Below are 16,014 nucleotides of genomic sequence, written 5' to 3'. Positions count from 1 at the left end.
CCCGGGAACGGCGGAGCGTTCCCGACCCCGTAGTCTCGTCCCTTGTGAGTACGCGCGCGGCACAGGCACTTCGGCACGGCGGTGATGTCGTGTGTGCGGTGCGCGGGCTGACCAAGACCTATCCGGCGGTGCGCGGCCGGCGGGGGGCTCCGGCGACGCCCGAGGTGCGGGCCACCGACGACGTACGGCTGGACATCCGGCGGGGTGAGATCTTCGGGCTGCTCGGGCCGAACGGCGCCGGGAAGACCACGCTCGTACGGCAGCTCACCGGGCTGATGAGGCCCGACCGCGGCAGTGTCGAGATCCTCGGGCACGACATCGTGCGCCATCCCGACCGGGCCTCCCGCATCCTCGCCTATCTCGGCCAGGAGTCCACCGCCCTGGACGAACTGACCGTCTCGCTCGCCGCCGAGACCACCGGACGGCTGCGCGGCCTGGAGGCACGGCAGGCGCGGGCCGAGCGGGACGCCGTACTCGACGAACTGGGGCTCGCCCCCCTCGCCGGGCGGCCGATCAGGAAGCTGTCCGGTGGGCAGCGGCGGCTCGCGTGCTTCGCGTCGGCGCTCGTGGGGGAGCGCCCGCTGCTCGTGCTCGACGAGCCGACCACCGCGATGGACCCCGTGGCGCGGCGCGCCGTGTGGTCCGCCGTGGACCGGCGGCGGGCCGAGCGCGGTACGACCGTGCTGCTCGTCACCCACAACGTCATCGAGGCGGAGACGGTCCTGGACCGGGTCGCCGTCCTCGACCAGGGGCGGGTGATCGCCTGTGACACCCCCGCCGGACTCAAGGAACAGGTCGCCGGAGAGGTCCGCGTCGAACTCGTGTGGCGTGAGGCGGTCCCGCTGCACGTGCCCGAGGTCGCCGCGCTCCAGGACCGTGCCGTGGCCTCCGGGCGCCGCTGGACGCTCCGGCTCGCCCCGGACGAGGCCCGCGCGGTCGTCGCCACCGTCACCGGCGGGGCCGCCTTCGCCGCGCTGGACGACTTCACGCTCACCACGCCCAGCCTGGAGGACGTGTACCTGGCGTTGGGCGGGGCCGCGCAGCAGGGGCTGGTGAAGGCGTGAGCACTTTGAGTACGCGGACGGCCGTATCCGTACGTCACAGGGCGACCGCCGGAGCGAAGAGGAGCAGAGCCACGTGAGTGTCGTACCCGCCGAGGTTCTGCCGGGCGCCCTGGCCGTCGAGGAGACGGGCCGGGACGCGGCCGCCGAGCTCGGGCCGCGCGCGCGGCTGTGGCCGTCGCTGGTGGCCGTGTACCGGGCTCAGTTGTCCCGCGCGCGCGTCGCTCGCATCCCGCTGCTGTTCGTGGCGACCTTCCAGTCGATCGGGATCATGATCCTGATGCGGGGGGTGGTGGACGATGCCGGCGAGGCGCGGTCCGTGGTCGCGGGCGCCTCGGTGCTGGTCGTCGCCTTCGTCGCGCTGAACCTGCTCGCGCAGTACTTCGGGCAGTTGCGGGCCAGTGGGGGGCTTGATCATTACGCCACTCTGCCGGTGCCGCCCGCTGCGGTCGTCCTGGGCGCCGCGGGGGCGTACGCCTCCTTCACCGTGCCCGGGACCGTCGTGACCGCCGTCTTCGGGTGTGTGCTGTTCGGGCTGCCGCTGGCGCATCTGTGGGTGCTGGTGGCGGTCATTCCGCTGGCCGGTGCCGCTCTGGCGGGGCTCGGCGCCGCGCTCGGACTGCTCGCGCCCCGGCCGGAACTGGCCACGCTGCTCGGACAGCTCGGCATGTCCGCCGCGCTGCTGCTCGGGGTGCTGCCCGCCGACCGGATGCCCGAGGTGGTGCGGTTCGCCCGGGATCTGCTGCCTTCGACCTACGGCGTCGAGGCCTTCGCACGGACCTTCGGGCCGCATCCGGACTGGGCCTTCGTGCTCGGTGACCTCGCCGTGTGCGGATGCGTGGGCGTGGTCTCGCTGGCCGTCGCCACCTGGGCCTATCGGCGGGCGGCCGTCCGGTGACGCGCCGCACAGACGGGCCTGGCACGATGTCAGGGTGACCGCACCGTTGACTCCTCCTCCGCCGCCGCACGAACCGTCCTCGTCCTCGCACGATGCGTGGCAGGCCCCTCAAGGCGGGTACGCGGCTCCTGCCGAAGCTCCGTACGGGCAGGGTGGGCCCGGGATGAAGACCGAGCTGATCGAGGCCGCGGTGATCACGGTCGCCGTGGCGGTCGGCGGGGTGCTGCTCGGGGTGCTGTGGTGGTGGCTGGCGCCGCATGTGCCGCTGGTCGGGGACGTGGACGAGCAGGGGAGCTGGGTCGTCTACCTCAAGGACACCGAGGGGGAGCAGGCGGTGGGGGTGGACGGGACGTTCACCCTGCTGGCACTCGTGTTCGGTTTTGTGAGCGCGCTCGTCGTGTTTCTGTGGCGGCGGCGGGGTGGTGTGCCGTTGGTGGTGGGGCTGGCGGTCGGAGGGCTGCTGGGGTCGCTGCTCGCGTGGCGGATGGGGATGTGGCTCGGGCCGTCGTCCGATGTGCTCGCCCATGCGAAGTCCGTGGGCAAGGGGGTGACGTTCTCCGCGCCGCTGAAGCTGGGGGCGAAGGGGGCGTTGCTGGCCTGGTCGTTGATGGGGCTCGTCGTGCATCTGGGGCTTACGGCGTTGTTCGGGCCGCGTGATCCTGAGCCTGTGTATGGGCAGGCGGTTCCCGAGGACGGGTACGGGGCGCCTGTGCAGTAGGGGATGTTTTTCGCCCCCGCCGCCCCTACCCGTCCCATCCCCAGCGGCGCTGCCCCTTCGACCCCGGGTTCCTGGGGGCTGCGCCCCCAGACCCCCATCGGCCCTTTAAGGGGCCTTGTCCTCAAACGCCGGACGGGCTGAAAGTGCCTGGGCCCGCGTTCATCAGAGGTGAAGGCCCCAGCGGGTGGGTGGGGGTTTGGGACGGGCTCTACGCCGGGCGGCTGCCGTGGTTCGAGCGGCCCTTCTTGGTGCGCCACTTGCGTTTGCGTGTTTTCTTCGACATGCCCTCTGCTTAGTCCAGGAAGGGGGCCTCGTCGAGGGGTCACGCGCGGGCGATTGGTGCCAGGGTCGCGTTCGTGAGGTGGGCCAAGGCGGTCGGTGCGAGTTCCACCTCCAGGCCTCTGCGGCCCGCCGAGACACAGATGGTGTCGTGGGCGGCGGCCGAGGCGTCCAGGACCGTGGGGAGCCTCTTGCGCTGGCCGAGCGGGGAGATACCGCCTCGGACGTAGCCCGTGGTGCGTTCGGCGAGGACAGGGTCGGCCATCGCCGCCCGCTTGCCGCCTGCTGCGGTCGCCAGGGCCTTCAGGTCCAGTGAGCCGGCCACCGGGACCACCGCCACCGTCAGCGCCCCGTCCACGTCCGCCACCAGGGTCTTGAAGACGCGCTCCGGGGAGACTCCCATCGCCTCGGCCGCCTCCTCGCCGTAGGACGGGTGGGAGGGGTCGTGGTCGTAGGAGTGGACCGTGTAGGGCACCTCGGCGGCGGTCAGGGCCACCGTCGCCGGAGTGCCCCCCGACTGCTGTTGCTTCTTCGGCTTCTTCGGCATCTTGCGGTTCCGGCCTCAGTTCAGACTCGTCGGGCCACGCGTCAGCTCTGACGCCGGCAACGACGGAAGGTTACGGATGATCGACGTCTCCGCGCGCAGGAGTTTCAGTTCGTCGCGGAGGCGGGACGCCGTGTCGGGGGCCTGGAGGAGCCGCTGCTTCGAGGGGATGTCCAGCATCATCGCCGCCGCCACCAGGTAGGAGACCACCGACGGTTCGTCGGGCAGGTCCGCGCCGGAGGACAAGGAGCGCTCCCTGGCTCCCGCCAGGCGCTTCTGGTACTGGCGGAAGGCCCGCAGCACCCCTTCCGCCAGCGCCCCGGACCCGTCGCCCGTCTCCTCCGGCAGCACCTCCAGTTCGGCCGTCAGATACGGGCCCGAGGAGTCGACGGACAGCAGCCGGACCCTGGTCGTGCCGGTCGCCAGGACCTCGAACGTGCCGTCCGCCCGCTCCCGTACCGTCGCCGCGTCCGCCACACAGCCGACCGCGTGGAACGCCTTGAGCGGGTCCTCGCCGAAGCCGGCCGCGGGACCGCGCTCGGCCACCGTCGTCCGGTCCGGCATCCCGGGTGCGCTGGGCGCCACCTCGTGGCCGTCGCGGATCGCCACGACGGCGAAACGGCGCGGCTCCTCCTCGGGCGTCTTCAGCAGTTCGCGCATCATGGCGCGATAGCGCTCCTCGAAGACGTTGAGAGGAAGCACGAGCCCCGGGAAAAGCACCGAGTTCAGGGGGAAGAGCGGGAGCCGCACACTGGTCACGGCGCCAAAGCCTAATGGCCGCCGGGGCGGACACGTCCCCCGTGCTCACTCCGTGGATGGATCAGGGCGTGCCGACGGACCTCTTCGCGGACCTCAAGGAACCGGCCCAGCGGGTCCTCCGACTCCCGGCTCCACGGGAACGAGGTCGCGCACGGGCCGATCATGCGCAGCTGCTCCAGGGCGTCCGTCCAGCGGCCGAGGCGCACCAGGACGTACACGAGCTTGTTGCGGATCTCGGCCGGCCACGGGTCGGCCGCAGCGAACATGGCGGACAGGTCGATGGCCCGGTCGGCCGCCGCGTCCAGCCGCTCGCGCGACACGACGGTGGCGCCGCCGTCGGTCAGACAGGCGAGGGTCGCCCGCGCGGGCAGCGCCTGGACGAGGGAGCCTGCCGGGGCGTCCTGTGCGGCCCGGTCGGCGAAGTCGAAGCACTCGCGGTGCGAACCGCGCCAGGAGGTGGCCAGATAGCGCAGGGCGGCGACATGACAGCCGTAGTGGAGCGGGGCGCGCCTGAGGGCCGCCTCCCACAGTTCGCCGAAGTAGGTGGGACCGGCCTGCGAGCCGCGCGCGTGGTCCAGCGCGAGCCGCCACGGCACCGGGTCGCGGTCCTCACCGCGCGCGGCTCCCGTGATCAGGGGGTTCACCTCGCGCAGCAGCTCCGCCCGGGCCGGTGAGCCCCAGGCGCGATCCACCGCGAGCTGGGCGCCGAGCAGCAGCTGGTCGGGGTCGTACGGGGCTTCAGCGCGCCAGACGTCGTACCACTCGTGGCGGGAGCGGGCGAAGGCGGCCAGCCGTCGGACGTACCGGTCGCGCAGCTCCCAGGCGGCGTCCTCGCGGGTCGCGGCGAGCAGCTCGGCCGCCCGCCCGTAAGCGCCCTGCCCGGCCGCGACCAGCGCGGGTCCGAGCCGGTCGTCGGGCGCGTCGAGCAGCACCTCGTCGTCGGCGGGCAGACCGCCGGTGACGTACGGAGGCATCGGTGACGCGCGGATGAAGGGGGGCAGCAAAGCCATGGTGCCGACCATTGAAAGACCGCGGCCCGGCGTTGCGCCAGTGCGCACGTGCAACTCATGGAAAGTTGTACGCCGAACAGTCAAGGCGCGGTAAAGGCGTGACCTTCGTTCACCTTCCGCACCACAAACCTCCCTAACTCCGCCGCAACAGCCTCGTGGCCCCCGCCGCCACCGTGGTCGCCAGGATCCAGCCGACGAGGACCATCGCCGCCGCCAGCCACTGCCAGCCCCCGCGCAGCTGCCAGAAACCGACCTGCCCCAGATCGATCACCGGGAGCAGCAGGTCCAGGGCGAAGAGGGCCGGATTCCAGGCCGGATGGTCGCCGCCCTTGAGCGGCGGATGGCTCGCGTGTGCGAACGCCACGGAGCTCGCCGCCCACAGCACCGCCATCCATACGGCGGCCCGGCCGGGCCGGTACCCGTAGGCGACCGTCCAGTCCTGCACGAATCCCCACAGCTTGGCGGCCGGCGGCAGACTCTCGCGGCGCCGGCGCTGCTTGGCGAGGAGCACCTCGCGCGCGTCCTCGTCCTCGCCGCCCGTCCGCAGCACGGCGGCGAGCCTCTCGTACGGCTCCGGGTTGTACTCGGCGGTCGCCGCCGCCACCCACTCCAGCCGCTCGGCCAGCGGGAAGGGGCCGTGCGGTACGAGGTTCTCGTAGACGAAGCCGCCCATGTGGAGATTGCCGGGCCCCGGCCAGGCGCTCGCCCGGTCCACGAGGTTGCCGACCCGCGCCCCCGACAGGACCACCTTGCCGCGCTGCGGCTTCTCGCCCAGGAAGCGCAGCTCGGGCGCCTGGACACGGCGCAGCGACAGCTCCTGCTCGTCGGTGAAGGTGAACCGGGCCCGCTCCAGGTCGACCGCGTCACCGAACCGCCCGTCGTCAAGGCGGACCCCGCCCTGGCACTCGAAGCGCTGGATCCGCGTCCCGCGCGCGGGAGTCGCCCCGCTCAGCATGGAGGCGCCGACGCCCGCCGGGGTCAGATACAGCGTGCGCTCGACGGTCAGCTGCGGAGCGTTCAGCGCGAGCCGGGTGTACGGGTTGTTGAGCCGGGCGCCGCGCAGGCTCAGCGAGACGCCGATGGTGGCGCTGCGCAGGCTCAGCTCGCCGTGCGACTCCAGGAGCTCGGCCTGGAGGTCCTGGCCGACGGTCATGCCGTCCGCGGCGATCGAGCGGCCGCTGCGGTCGCGGTAGACGATGGCCTGGTTCATCAGCAGGTCGGTGCCGATGTGCGCGTCGGTCAGCCGTACGCCGTTGTGGAACCGGCAACGGGGCAGGTGCAGGTCGCCCTCGGTGTGCACCCGGGCGGCCTCCAGGCGCGGCACCGAGCAGTCCACGAACCGTGCGGTGGTGAAGTGGGCCTCCGGCAGCAGGATCTCCCGCTCGAAGCGGCAGCCCTTCATCTCCACGTACGGCACCACCGTGCCGCCCGCGAGGTCCAGCGTGCCGCTGATCTGCACGCCGGTGAGCTTCAGGGACGACACCCGGCCCGCGAGCGCGGGCGGACCGTCCAGGAGCAGCCAGCAGACGATACGCGCGCGTACCGTCCGCTCGGGCCCCCACGGATGCCCGCCGTGCGGATCGTCGACGACGGTGTCGCCGCTGCTCAGGTCGTACACCGTGCCATTGCGGAAGGCCTGCCACATGCCGGCCTCGGCGGCGGTCAGATCGTCCGGCAGGTCCCCGTTCCGGATGCCGGCCCCCTCGGTCACGTCTCTTCCATCCCCCTTGGCTGCTGACGGGTTTCGCACAACCGTTCATGCCCGCTCAGTGACCCCCCGAACGCTAGACGTGAAGGGGATCTTCCGGGTTGCGTATCAGCCAATGGAATGCGCGAACGGCCGCTGACGAGGGTCTGAGAGAATTGACCGCGTGATCTCCCGAATCGATCTGCGCGGCGACGCCCTCCCCGAGGGCCCCGCCCTGCGCGACCTGCTGCCCCGAGCCGACTTCGACGTTCAGGCCGCCCTGGAGAAGGTGCGTCCGATCTGCGAGGCCGTGCATCATCGGGGTGACGCGGCGCTGATCGACTTCGCGGAGAAGTTCGACGGGGTGCGCCTTGAGTCGGTGCGGGTCCCGGCGGAGGCGCTGGACAAGGCCCTCGAAGAGCTCGACCCCGCTGTGCGCGCGGCCCTGGAGGAGTCCATCCGCCGCGCCCGTCTCGTCCACCGCGAGCAGCGCCGTACGACCCACACGACCCAGGTCGTGCCGGGTGGCTCGGTCACCGAGAAGTGGGTGCCGGTCGACCGGGTCGGGCTGTACGCACCAGGCGGTCGCTCCGTCTACCCGTCCTCCGTGATCATGAACGTGGTGCCCGCGCAGGAGGCCGGGGTCGAATCGATCGCCCTGGCTTCGCCCGCCCAGGCCGAGTTCGACGGACTCCCACACCCCACGATCCTCGCCGCGTGCGCCCTGCTGGGCGTCGACGAGGTGTACGCCGCCGGTGGCGCCACCGCCGTCGCGATGTTCGCGTACGGCACCGAGTCCTGCCCGCCCGCCACCATGGTCACCGGGCCCGGCAACATCTGGGTCGCCGCCGCCAAGCGCTACTTCACCGGCAAGATCGGCATCGATGCCGAGGCCGGACCGACCGAGATCGCGGTCCTGGCGGACTCCACCGCCGATCCGGTGCACGTGGCGTCGGACCTGATCAGCCAGGCCGAGCACGACCCGCTGGCCGCGGCCGTCCTGGTCACCGACTCCGTCGAGCTGGCGGACGCGGTCGAGAAGGAGCTGGAGCCGCAGGTCGCGGCCACCAAGCACATCGAGGACCGGATCGTTCCCGCGCTGAAGGGCAGGCAGTCCGCGATCGTCCTCGTCGACGGCATCGAAGAAGGCCTCAGGGTCGTCAACGCCTACGGCGCCGAGCACCTGGAGATCCAGACGGCCGACGCTCCCGCCGTGGCCGACCGGGTCCGCAACGCGGGCGCGATCTTCATCGGCCCCTGGGCCCCCGTGTCCCTGGGAGACTACGCCGCCGGGTCCAACCACGTGCTCCCGACCGGCGGTTGCGCCTGCCACTCCTCGGGCCTGTCCGTGCAGTCCTTCCTGCGCGGTATCCACATCGTCGACTACACGAAGGACGCGCTGGCCGACATCGCCCAGCACGTGGTGACGCTGGCGGAGGCGGAGGACCTGCCCGCGCACGGCGCGGCGATCAAGGCCCGGTTCGAATGGAAGGTACCCGGAAGCAAGTGACCGGCATCGACGATCTCCCCGTACGGGACGAGCTGCGCGGCAAGTCCCCCTACGGCGCGCCCCAGTTGGACGTCCCCGTACGGCTGAACACCAACGAGAACCCCTACCAGCTGCCCGAGCCGCTGGTCGAGCGCATCACCGAGCGCGTCCGTGAGGCGGCCCGCGACCTCAACCGCTACCCGGACCGGGACGCGGTCGAGCTGCGCACCCGGCTCGCCGAGTACCTGACGAACACGTCGGGGCACGAGGTCGGCCTGGCCAACGTCTGGGCGGCGAACGGCTCCAACGAGGTCATCCAGCAGCTGCTGCAGACCTTCGGCGGACCGGGCCGTACGGCGATCGGCTTCGAGCCGTCGTACTCGATGCACGCCCTCATCGCGCGCGGCACCGGTACGGGCTGGATCTCAGGACCGCGCGACGCGGACTTCACGATCGACGTCGAGGCGGCCGTGCGGGCGATCGCCTCGCAGAAGCCGGACGTCGTCTTCGTCACCACTCCCAACAACCCCACCGGCAACGCGGTCCCGCCCGAGACGGTCCTCGCGCTGTACGAGGCCGCGCAGGCCGCGAAGCCCTCGATGGTCGTGGTCGACGAGGCGTACATCGAGTTCAGCCACGGCGACTCGCTGCTGCCACTGCTCGAAGGACGGCCGAATCTCGTCATCTCCCGGACGATGTCGAAGGCGTTCGGGGCGGCTGGCCTGCGCCTCGGCTACCTCGCCGCACACCCGGCGGTCGTGGACGCGGTTCAGCTCGTACGGCTGCCCTACCACCTGTCGGCCGTGACGCAGGCGACCGCCCTCGCCGCCCTGGAGCACACCGACACGCTGCTGAAGTACGTCGAGCAGCTGAAGGCCGAGCGGGACCGGCTGGTGAGCGAACTGCGCGTGATCGGCTTCGAGGTCGTGGAGTCGGACGCGAACTTCGTGCAGTTCGGTCTCTTCGATGGCCCCGGGGGTTCGCACGCGGCCTGGCAGAAGATCCTCGACCGGGGTGTCCTGGTCCGGGACAACGGCATTCCGGGGTGGCTGCGGGTGTCGGCCGGAACCCCCGAAGAGAACGACGCGTTCCTCGACGCGGTACGTGAACTGAAGAAGGAGCAGAGCACATGAGCCGTGTGGGACGCGTGGAGCGAGTCACCAAGGAGACGTCGGTGCTCGTCGAGATCGATCTCGACGGCAGCGGCAAGGTCGACGTGTCGACAGGGGTCGGCTTCTACGACCACATGCTCGACCAGCTCGGCCGGCACGGTCTGTTCGACCTCACCGTGAAGACCGAGGGCGACCTGCACATCGACTCGCACCACACCATCGAGGACACCGCCCTCGCGCTCGGCGCCGCCTTCAAGCAGGCGCTCGGCGACAAGGTGGGGATCTACCGCTTCGGGAACTGCACGGTCCCCCTGGACGAGTCCCTCGCCCAGGTCACCGTCGACCTCTCCGGCCGCCCCTACCTCGTGCACACCGAGCCCGAGAAGATGGCGCCGATGATCGGCGAGTACGACACCACGATGACCCGCCACATCCTGGAGTCCTTCGTCGCCCAGGCCCAGATCGCCCTGCACGTGCACGTGCCCTACGGGCGCAACGCGCACCACATCGTGGAGTGCCAGTTCAAGGCACTGGCCCGGGCCCTGCGGTACGCCTCCGAGCGCGATCCGCGCGCGGCCGGCATCCTCCCCTCCACGAAGGGCGCGCTGTGAACGGTCTGTCGACCCTCCTGATCGTCGTCGGCCTCTTCCTGGCCGGCGGCATCTACTCCTTCGTCAAGCAGCAGATGCCGAAGGGGCTCATCGTGCTGCTCTCCATCGCCGCCGGGATGTGTCTGATCGCCGGTGTCGTGAGGCTGGAGGTGTGGAATTGAGCGCTTCTCCTTCGAAGAAGGTCGTTGTCTTCGACTACGGCTTCGGCAATGTGAGGTCCGCCGAGCGCGCCCTCGCGCGCGCGGGGGCCGAGGTCGAGATAACGCGTGACTACGACAAGGCCATGAACGCCGACGGCCTGCTGGTGCCGGGCGTCGGCGCCTTCGCCGCCTGCATGAAGGGGCTGCGCGAGGCGCGCGGCGAGTGGATCATCGACCGTCGGCTGTCCGGCGGGCGCCCGGTGATGGGCATCTGCGTCGGCATGCAGATCCTCTTCGCGCGCGGCATCGAGCACGGCGTCGAGTCCGAGGGCCTGGACGAATGGCCCGGCTCGGTCGAGCCGCTGCAGGCCGACATCGTGCCCCACATGGGCTGGAACACCGTCGACGCGCCGGCCGGCTCCCAGCTCTTCGCAGGCCTTGACGCGGACGCCCGCTTCTACTTCGTGCACTCCTACGCCGTCCACGACTGGTCGCTGGAGACGCGCAACCCGTCGATGCAGGCGCCGCGCGTGACCTGGTCGACGCACGGCAAGCCCTTCGTGGCCGCCGTGGAGAACGGTGCCCTGTGGGCCACGCAGTTCCACCCCGAGAAGTCCGGCGACGCCGGTGCCCAGCTCCTCACCAACTGGATCGGAACACTGTGAGCAAGCTCGAACTCCTGCCCGCCGTCGACGTCCGCGACGGCCAGGCCGTCCGCCTCGTGCACGGCGAGTCCGGTACGGAGACCTCGTACGGCTCCCCGCTGGAGGCCGCCCTGTCCTGGCAGCGGGCGGGCGCCGAATGGCTGCACCTGGTCGACCTGGACGCGGCGTTCGGCACCGGCGACAACCGGGAGCTGGTCCGCCAGGTCACCGAGGCGATGGACATCAAGGTGGAGCTGTCCGGCGGCATCCGGGACGACGCCTCCCTGGCGGCCGCCCTCGCCACCGGCTGCACCCGGGTGAACCTCGGCACCGCCGCCCTGGAGAGCCCGGAGTGGGTCGCCAAGGTCATCGCCGAGCACGGCGACAGGATCGCGGTGGGTCTCGACGTACGCGGTACGACCCTCAAGGGCCGCGGCTGGACCAGCGAGGGCGGCGACCTCTACGAGGCGCTGGGGCGGCTCGACAAGGAGGGCTGCGCCCGGTACGTCGTCACCGACATCGCCAAGGACGGCACCCTCCAGGGCCCCAACCTGGAGCTGCTCCGCAACGTCTGCGCCGCCACCGACCGCCCGGTGGTGGCCTCCGGCGGCGTGTCCTCGCTGGACGACCTGCGGGCCATCGCCGAGCTGGTACCCCTCGGTGTCGAGGGCTCCATCGTCGGGAAGGCCCTGTACGCGAAGGCGTTCACCCTGGAAGAGGCCTTGGAGGCGGTGGCTCAGTGAGCGATCTGCGACGTGTCACGACCGGCGCGCCCTGGGAGGAGACCTTCGGGTACTCCCGCGCGGTGGAGCTGCCCAACGGCCTGGTGCTGGTCTCCGGCTGCACGTCGGTCGTGGACGGCCAGATCGCCGGGGGCGGGCCCTACGAGCAGACGGTCAACTCCTTCAACGTCGCGTTCGCGGCGCTGGAGCAGCTGGGTCTCGGCCGGGACGACGTGGTGCGGACCCGCCTGTACATCACCCATGCCCGGGACGTCGACGAGGTCGGACGCGCTCACAAGGAGCTGTTCGACACCATCCGGCCCGCCGCATCCCTGATCATCGTCTCCGGCTTCGTGGACCCCGGTCTGGTGGTCGAGGTCGAGGTGGAGGCGTTCCGAGGAGTGTCCTCAGCATGACCCTTGCCGTACGAGTCATTCCCTGCCTGGACGTGGACAACGGCCGGGTCGTCAAGGGCGTCAACTTCCAGAACCTGCGCGACGCGGGCGACCCCGTCGAGATGGCCAAGGTGTACGACGCCGAGGGCGCCGACGAGCTGACGTTCCTGGACATCACCGCCTCGTCGGGCAACCGCGAGACGACCTACGACGTGGTGCGCCGCACCGCCGAGCAGGTGTTCATCCCGCTGACCGTCGGCGGCGGGGTCCGCACGGCCGAGGACGTGGACAAGCTGCTGCGGGCGGGCGCGGACAAGGTCGGTGTGAACACCGCCGCCATCGCCCGTCCCGACCTGATCCGCGAGATCGCCGAGCGGTTCGGCCGACAGGTGCTGGTGCTGTCGGTGGACGCGCGGCGCACTCCGGAAGGCGCCTTCGAGGTCACCACCCACGGCGGTCGCAAGGGCACCGGCATCGACGCCGTCGAGTGGGCCCACCGGGCCGCCGAGCTGGGCGCGGGGGAGATCCTGCTCAACTCGATGGACGCGGACGGCACCAAGGACGGCTACGACCTGGAGATGATCGAGGCCGTCCGCAAGCATGTGACGGTCCCGCTGATCGCCTCCGGCGGCGCGGGGAAGCTGGAGCACTTCCCGCCGGCCATCGGGGCCGGGGCGGACGCGGTGCTGGCGGCCTCGGTGTTCCACTTCGGCGATCTGCGGATCGGCGAGGTCAAGGAGGCGCTGCGGGGGGCGGGTCACCCCGTTCGCTGATCTTCCAAAGTGCGAAAGGAAAGTTGCGCAAAATATATTGTGCAACTTTTCTTTCGTATCTACGGTGAGGGCATGCCACGCGAGCAGAACCGCCCGATCACCGATCTCGGCACGCTGAAGGCCCTCGCCCATCCGCTGCGGATGCAGCTCTACCGGGGGCTGTGCGTGGCCCGGGTCGCCACTGCCTCGCACCTCGCCGACCAGGTCGACGAGGCCGTCTCGCTGGTCAGCTACCACCTGCGCAAGCTGGCCGAGCACGGGCTGATCGAGGAGGCGGAGCCGCGCAGCGGGGACGGTCGGGAGCGCTGGTGGCAGCTCTCGTCGGAGGGCGTGAGCATCCGCGACAAGGACTTCCGGGACGCGCCGGAGAGAGCGGCCGCGCACCTCGCGGCCACCCGGCTCTTCCACGAGCAGCGAGCCGACATGTACCGCCGCTACCTCGACGAGCGCCCCACCTGGAGCGCCGAGTGGAACGCCGCGGCTCCGGACAGCGAGTCCCTGCTGCGGCTGACCGCGGCCGAACTGGAGGAACTGCGCGAGGAGTTGCTGGCGCTCGCCAGGAAGTACGACGAGAAGGGCCGGGCCGCCGAGGCAGCGGGCGAGACGGAGGGGCGCGAGAACGTCGCGCTGCACATGTACGGCTTCCCGTTCCGGGTCTGAAGTCCGCGTCTGAATGTCGCGTCTGAGCCCGCGTCTGATCCGTCTCTGAGAGGACCCGCGTCCGTGACCACCACGCTCACCGCCTCGGCCGACGTCGTCGACACTCCGGCCCACCGCGACGGGAACGTCTGGCGCTGGCTCGCCGCCTACACCGCCTCCATGATGGGCGACAGCGTCTACTACATCGCCCTGTCCTGGGCCGCCGTACAGGCCGGGACGCCCGCGCAGGCCGGAGTCGTGATGTCGGTCAGCGCGCTGCCGCGGGCCGTGCTGATGCTGGGCGGGGGAGTGATCGCCGACCGGTTCGGGCCGCGCAGGGTCGTCATCGCGAGCGACGCGGTGCGCTGCGCGGCTGTGCTCGCGGTGGCGGGGCTGCTGTTCCTCACCGGGCCCGGCCTGTGGCCGCTGGCCGTGCTCGCGCTGGTCTTCGGTGTGGTCGACGCCGTGTTCATGCCGGCCGTGGGCGCCCTCCCCGCGCGCGTGACGACTCGCGGGCAACTCGCGCGCGTACAGGGCATGCGGGGTCTGGGAATCCGCTTCGCGAGCGTGGTCGGAGGACCGCTGGGCGGGCTCGCGGTGGCGGTCGGTGGCGCGTCGGCCGCCTTCGCCTTCGCGGGACTGCTGATCGCGGTGTCGGTGCCGTTGCTGGTCTCCGTGCGGATACGGGAGGTGCCGGCCGCTGGCCGCGACGAGGAGACGGCGGCTCGGCGGGGCACGGCCTGGCGGGACCTCGTGGACGGGCTCGGCTACATCCGTCGGCACCCCGTGCTCGGCCCGCTGATGGTGGCGATCGCCCTCGGTGACCTCGGCTTCGTCGGGCCGCTCAACGTGGGGCTGGCCCTGCTCGCCGAGGAGCGCGGCTGGGGTGCCTCCGGGATGGGCTGGGTGCTCGCCGGGTTCGGCGTCGGCGCCGGAGCCGCCTCCCTGGCGCTGGCAGTACGCGGGCGCGTGCCGCACGCCGGGCAGGTGATGGCATACGCCTGTCTCAGCGGGGCCATCGCGATCGGCGCCCTGGCCTTCGTCCCGAGCGTCGTCGCGGCCGTCGGTGTCGCCCTGCTCGTCGGACTGCTCGCCGGGCTCAGCGGCGCCATGTGCGGCGCCCTGCTGCAGACCCAGGCCGACCCCGCCTTCCTCGGCCGTGTCACCGCCGTCTCCTCACTGGTCAGCCTCGGCTTCGCCCCGCTCGGCATGCCGCTGTCCGCCGCCGCGATCGGGGCGTGGGGCACCGCCCCGGTTTTCGTGGTCAGCGCGGCGGTGTGCGGCCTCGGGGGCGTGATCGCCCTGTGCGTACGGGGGCTGCGCGGGGCGGAGCTGCCCGGGTGACGAGTGCAGCGCTGGGGCTGAGGCGAGGTTCGGGTCTACTGCTCGGGGTCGGGCGGCGTGCGGGGCTGCGCCGGGCTGGGGTGCCGGTGCGCCTGACGGCGCTGGGCTGGGGTGCGGCGGTGTGCGGGGTCCGTGCTGGGGCGAGTGTTGCTCGGGTGGGGTGCGGGGTCGGTGCCGGGCTGGGGTGCCAGGTGCGCGGGACGGCGCTGGGCTGGGGTGCGGCGGTGTGCGGGGTCCGTGCTGGGGCGAGTGTTGCTCGGGTGGGGTGCGGGGTCGGTGCCGGGCTGGGGTGCCAGGTGCGCGGGACGGCGCTGGGCTGGGGTGGCGCGGTGCGCAGGATCCATGCTGCGGCGAGTGTCGCTCAGGTGGGGTGCGGGGGCGGTGCTGTGGTGAGGTGCCCGGCGTGCGGGGCCTGAGCTGAGTCGGGCGCCCCGGTGGCATACCGGAACCGCGCCATGCCGAGCACCCGGCTGACGTACAACACCGGACCGCTCAGATGGCCGCGCCCGACGCCGACCCCGCTCGCCGGGCCTGCCTCAGATACCCAGCTCCTTCGCCTCGTGCAGCCTGGCGATCGCCTCCTTGTCGCCGTCCAGCTCCACCTTGGCCGCGCCATGCCGGCCGTACAGGAACAGCAGCAGCTCCGAGGGCTCGCCGGTCACCGTCACGACCGGGGCGCCACGGTGTGCGACTGCCGTCTGGCCGTCCGGGCGGCGCAGCACCAGGCCGGTCGGGACGCCGCGGCCCATCAGCCGGGCGGTGCGCTCCAGACGGGACCACAGGGCGTCCTGGAAGACGGAGTCCAGCTCGCGCGGCGCCCAGTCGGGGCGGGCCCGGCGGACGTCCTCCGTGTGGACGTAGAACTCGACCGTGTTCGACAGCTCCTCGACCTGCTTGAGCTGGAACGGCGAGAAACGCGGCGGGCCGGTGCGGATGAGCTGGATCAGCTCCTCGTACGGCTTCTCGGAGAACTCGGTCATCACCCGGTCCAGACGGGACGCCAGCTGCTTGATCAGCAGGCCGCCGGCGGCGTCGGGGCGGCGCTCGCGCACCACCACGTGCGCCGCGAGATCGCGGGTGAGCCAGCCCTCGCAGAGAGTGGGGGCGTCCGGACCCTCGGCCTCCAACAGGTCGGCGAGGAGAAGTCGTTCACGCTTGGCGAAAGTCGACATGCAGCCAGCCTACGACC

Annotated in this window: 18 protein-coding genes; 13 read left to right on the top strand and 5 right to left on the bottom strand. The window is 71.7% G+C overall.

What is annotated here, in order from left to right:
- Positions 1–89: 89 nt before the first annotated feature.
- The 3 genes from ACI2L1_RS20445 (at position 90) to ACI2L1_RS20435 (ending at position 2,677) form a co-directional block, all read left to right on the top strand.
- Complete coding sequence (locus ACI2L1_RS20445; RefSeq protein ID WP_404740811.1) at positions 90–1,064, top strand: ABC transporter ATP-binding protein; 975 nt, start codon at positions 90–92, stop codon at positions 1,062–1,064.
- Between the two features lie 73 nt (positions 1,065–1,137).
- On the top strand, positions 1,138–1,959 hold the full coding sequence (locus tag ACI2L1_RS20440; RefSeq protein WP_404740743.1) for an ABC transporter permease: 822 nt from the start codon (positions 1,138–1,140) through the stop codon (positions 1,957–1,959).
- 34 nt (positions 1,960–1,993) lie between these two features.
- Positions 1,994–2,677 (top strand): AAA family ATPase, encoded by a 684-nt coding sequence (locus ACI2L1_RS20435; protein ID WP_404740742.1) that lies wholly within the window; start codon positions 1,994–1,996, stop codon positions 2,675–2,677.
- A 322-nt stretch (positions 2,678–2,999) separates the two neighbouring features.
- Here ACI2L1_RS20435 and ybaK read toward each other — a convergent pair whose 3' ends face one another.
- The 4 genes from ybaK to ACI2L1_RS20415 form a co-directional block, all read right to left on the bottom strand.
- Positions 3,000–3,503, bottom strand: a complete 504-nt coding sequence (ybaK, locus tag ACI2L1_RS20430) for a Cys-tRNA(Pro) deacylase (RefSeq protein WP_404740741.1) — start codon at positions 3,501–3,503, stop codon at positions 3,000–3,002.
- 15 nt (positions 3,504–3,518) lie between these two features.
- Complete coding sequence (locus tag ACI2L1_RS20425) at positions 3,519–4,259, bottom strand: LON peptidase substrate-binding domain-containing protein (RefSeq protein ID WP_404740740.1); 741 nt, start codon at positions 4,257–4,259, stop codon at positions 3,519–3,521.
- A gap of 11 nt (positions 4,260–4,270) precedes the next feature.
- On the bottom strand, positions 4,271–5,281 hold the full coding sequence (locus tag ACI2L1_RS20420; RefSeq protein WP_404740739.1) for a hypothetical protein: 1,011 nt from the start codon (positions 5,279–5,281) through the stop codon (positions 4,271–4,273).
- 121 nt (positions 5,282–5,402) lie between these two features.
- Positions 5,403–6,980 carry an oxidoreductase gene (locus tag ACI2L1_RS20415; protein ID WP_404740738.1) on the bottom strand — a complete coding sequence of 526 codons (1,578 nt, stop codon included), beginning with the start codon at positions 6,978–6,980 and terminating at the stop codon, positions 5,403–5,405.
- A gap of 160 nt (positions 6,981–7,140) precedes the next feature.
- On the opposite strand from ACI2L1_RS20415, the gene hisD reads away from it, so the two are divergent.
- The 10 genes from hisD (at position 7,141) to ACI2L1_RS20365 (ending at position 14,825) form a co-directional block, all read left to right on the top strand.
- Complete coding sequence (hisD, locus tag ACI2L1_RS20410) at positions 7,141–8,466, top strand: histidinol dehydrogenase (protein ID WP_404740737.1); 1,326 nt, start codon at positions 7,141–7,143, stop codon at positions 8,464–8,466.
- Positions 8,463–9,578 carry a histidinol-phosphate transaminase gene (locus ACI2L1_RS20405; RefSeq protein ID WP_404740736.1) on the top strand — a complete coding sequence of 372 codons (1,116 nt, stop codon included), beginning with the start codon at positions 8,463–8,465 and terminating at the stop codon, positions 9,576–9,578. The genes hisD and ACI2L1_RS20405 overlap by 4 nt, the downstream gene beginning before the upstream one ends.
- Positions 9,575–10,168 carry an imidazoleglycerol-phosphate dehydratase HisB gene (hisB, locus tag ACI2L1_RS20400; protein WP_020137489.1) on the top strand — a complete coding sequence of 198 codons (594 nt, stop codon included), beginning with the start codon at positions 9,575–9,577 and terminating at the stop codon, positions 10,166–10,168. Before ACI2L1_RS20405 ends, hisB begins: the two co-directional genes overlap by 4 nt.
- Positions 10,165–10,329, top strand: a complete 165-nt coding sequence (locus tag ACI2L1_RS20395; RefSeq protein WP_404740735.1) for a hypothetical protein — start codon at positions 10,165–10,167, stop codon at positions 10,327–10,329. Before hisB ends, ACI2L1_RS20395 begins: the two co-directional genes overlap by 4 nt.
- The gene (gene hisH, locus ACI2L1_RS20390) at positions 10,326–10,973 is read left to right on the top strand and encodes an imidazole glycerol phosphate synthase subunit HisH (RefSeq protein ID WP_404740734.1); all 648 of its coding nucleotides are present in this window, start codon (positions 10,326–10,328) and stop codon (positions 10,971–10,973) included. The genes ACI2L1_RS20395 and hisH overlap by 4 nt, the downstream gene beginning before the upstream one ends.
- The gene (gene priA / locus ACI2L1_RS20385; RefSeq protein ID WP_404740733.1) at positions 10,970–11,695 is read left to right on the top strand and encodes a bifunctional 1-(5-phosphoribosyl)-5-((5-phosphoribosylamino)methylideneamino)imidazole-4-carboxamide isomerase/phosphoribosylanthranilate isomerase PriA; all 726 of its coding nucleotides are present in this window, start codon (positions 10,970–10,972) and stop codon (positions 11,693–11,695) included. Before hisH ends, priA begins: the two co-directional genes overlap by 4 nt.
- Positions 11,692–12,090: a RidA family protein gene (locus ACI2L1_RS20380; protein WP_404740732.1), complete on the top strand. Its 399-nt coding sequence runs from the start codon at positions 11,692–11,694 to the stop codon at positions 12,088–12,090. Before priA ends, ACI2L1_RS20380 begins: the two co-directional genes overlap by 4 nt.
- Positions 12,087–12,842 carry an imidazole glycerol phosphate synthase subunit HisF gene (gene hisF, locus ACI2L1_RS20375; protein WP_404740731.1) on the top strand — a complete coding sequence of 252 codons (756 nt, stop codon included), beginning with the start codon at positions 12,087–12,089 and terminating at the stop codon, positions 12,840–12,842. Before ACI2L1_RS20380 ends, hisF begins: the two co-directional genes overlap by 4 nt.
- 72 nt (positions 12,843–12,914) lie before the next feature.
- Positions 12,915–13,502 (top strand): ArsR/SmtB family transcription factor, encoded by a 588-nt coding sequence (locus ACI2L1_RS20370; protein ID WP_404740730.1) that lies wholly within the window; start codon positions 12,915–12,917, stop codon positions 13,500–13,502.
- Between the two features lie 63 nt (positions 13,503–13,565).
- On the top strand, positions 13,566–14,825 hold the full coding sequence (locus tag ACI2L1_RS20365; protein ID WP_404740729.1) for an MFS transporter: 1,260 nt from the start codon (positions 13,566–13,568) through the stop codon (positions 14,823–14,825).
- Positions 14,826–15,361: 536 nt separating this feature from the next.
- Here ACI2L1_RS20365 and ACI2L1_RS20360 read toward each other — a convergent pair.
- Positions 15,362–15,997 (bottom strand): TIGR03085 family metal-binding protein, encoded by a 636-nt coding sequence (locus ACI2L1_RS20360; RefSeq protein WP_404740728.1) that lies wholly within the window; start codon positions 15,995–15,997, stop codon positions 15,362–15,364.
- Between the last annotated feature and the right edge of the window lie 17 nt (positions 15,998–16,014).

It is taken from the genome of Streptomyces sp. NPDC019531, from assembly GCF_044903305.1.
Classification (GTDB): Bacteria; Actinomycetota; Actinomycetes; order Streptomycetales; family Streptomycetaceae; genus Streptomyces.
The sequence above is the reverse complement of the archived record's forward strand: the minus strand, read 5'-3'. Positions and strand labels throughout refer to the sequence as shown.

What these genes read in the sequence shown, in the direction of transcription:
- ybaK (WP_404740741.1), bottom strand. Translation starts at nt 3,503, where the DNA reads ATGCCGAAGAAGCCGAAGAAGCAACAGCAGTCGGGGGGCACTCCGGCG.
- ACI2L1_RS20420 (WP_404740739.1), bottom strand. Translation starts at nt 5,281, where the DNA reads ATGGTCGGCACCATGGCTTTGCTGCCCCCCTTCATCCGCGCGTCACCG.
- hisB (WP_020137489.1), top strand. Translation starts at nt 9,575, where the DNA reads ATGAGCCGTGTGGGACGCGTGGAGCGAGTCACCAAGGAGACGTCGGTG.
- hisF (WP_404740731.1), top strand. Translation starts at nt 12,087, where the DNA reads ATGACCCTTGCCGTACGAGTCATTCCCTGCCTGGACGTGGACAACGGC.
- ACI2L1_RS20370 (WP_404740730.1), top strand. Translation starts at nt 12,915, where the DNA reads ATGCCACGCGAGCAGAACCGCCCGATCACCGATCTCGGCACGCTGAAG.
- ACI2L1_RS20360 (WP_404740728.1), bottom strand. Translation starts at nt 15,997, where the DNA reads ATGTCGACTTTCGCCAAGCGTGAACGACTTCTCCTCGCCGACCTGTTG.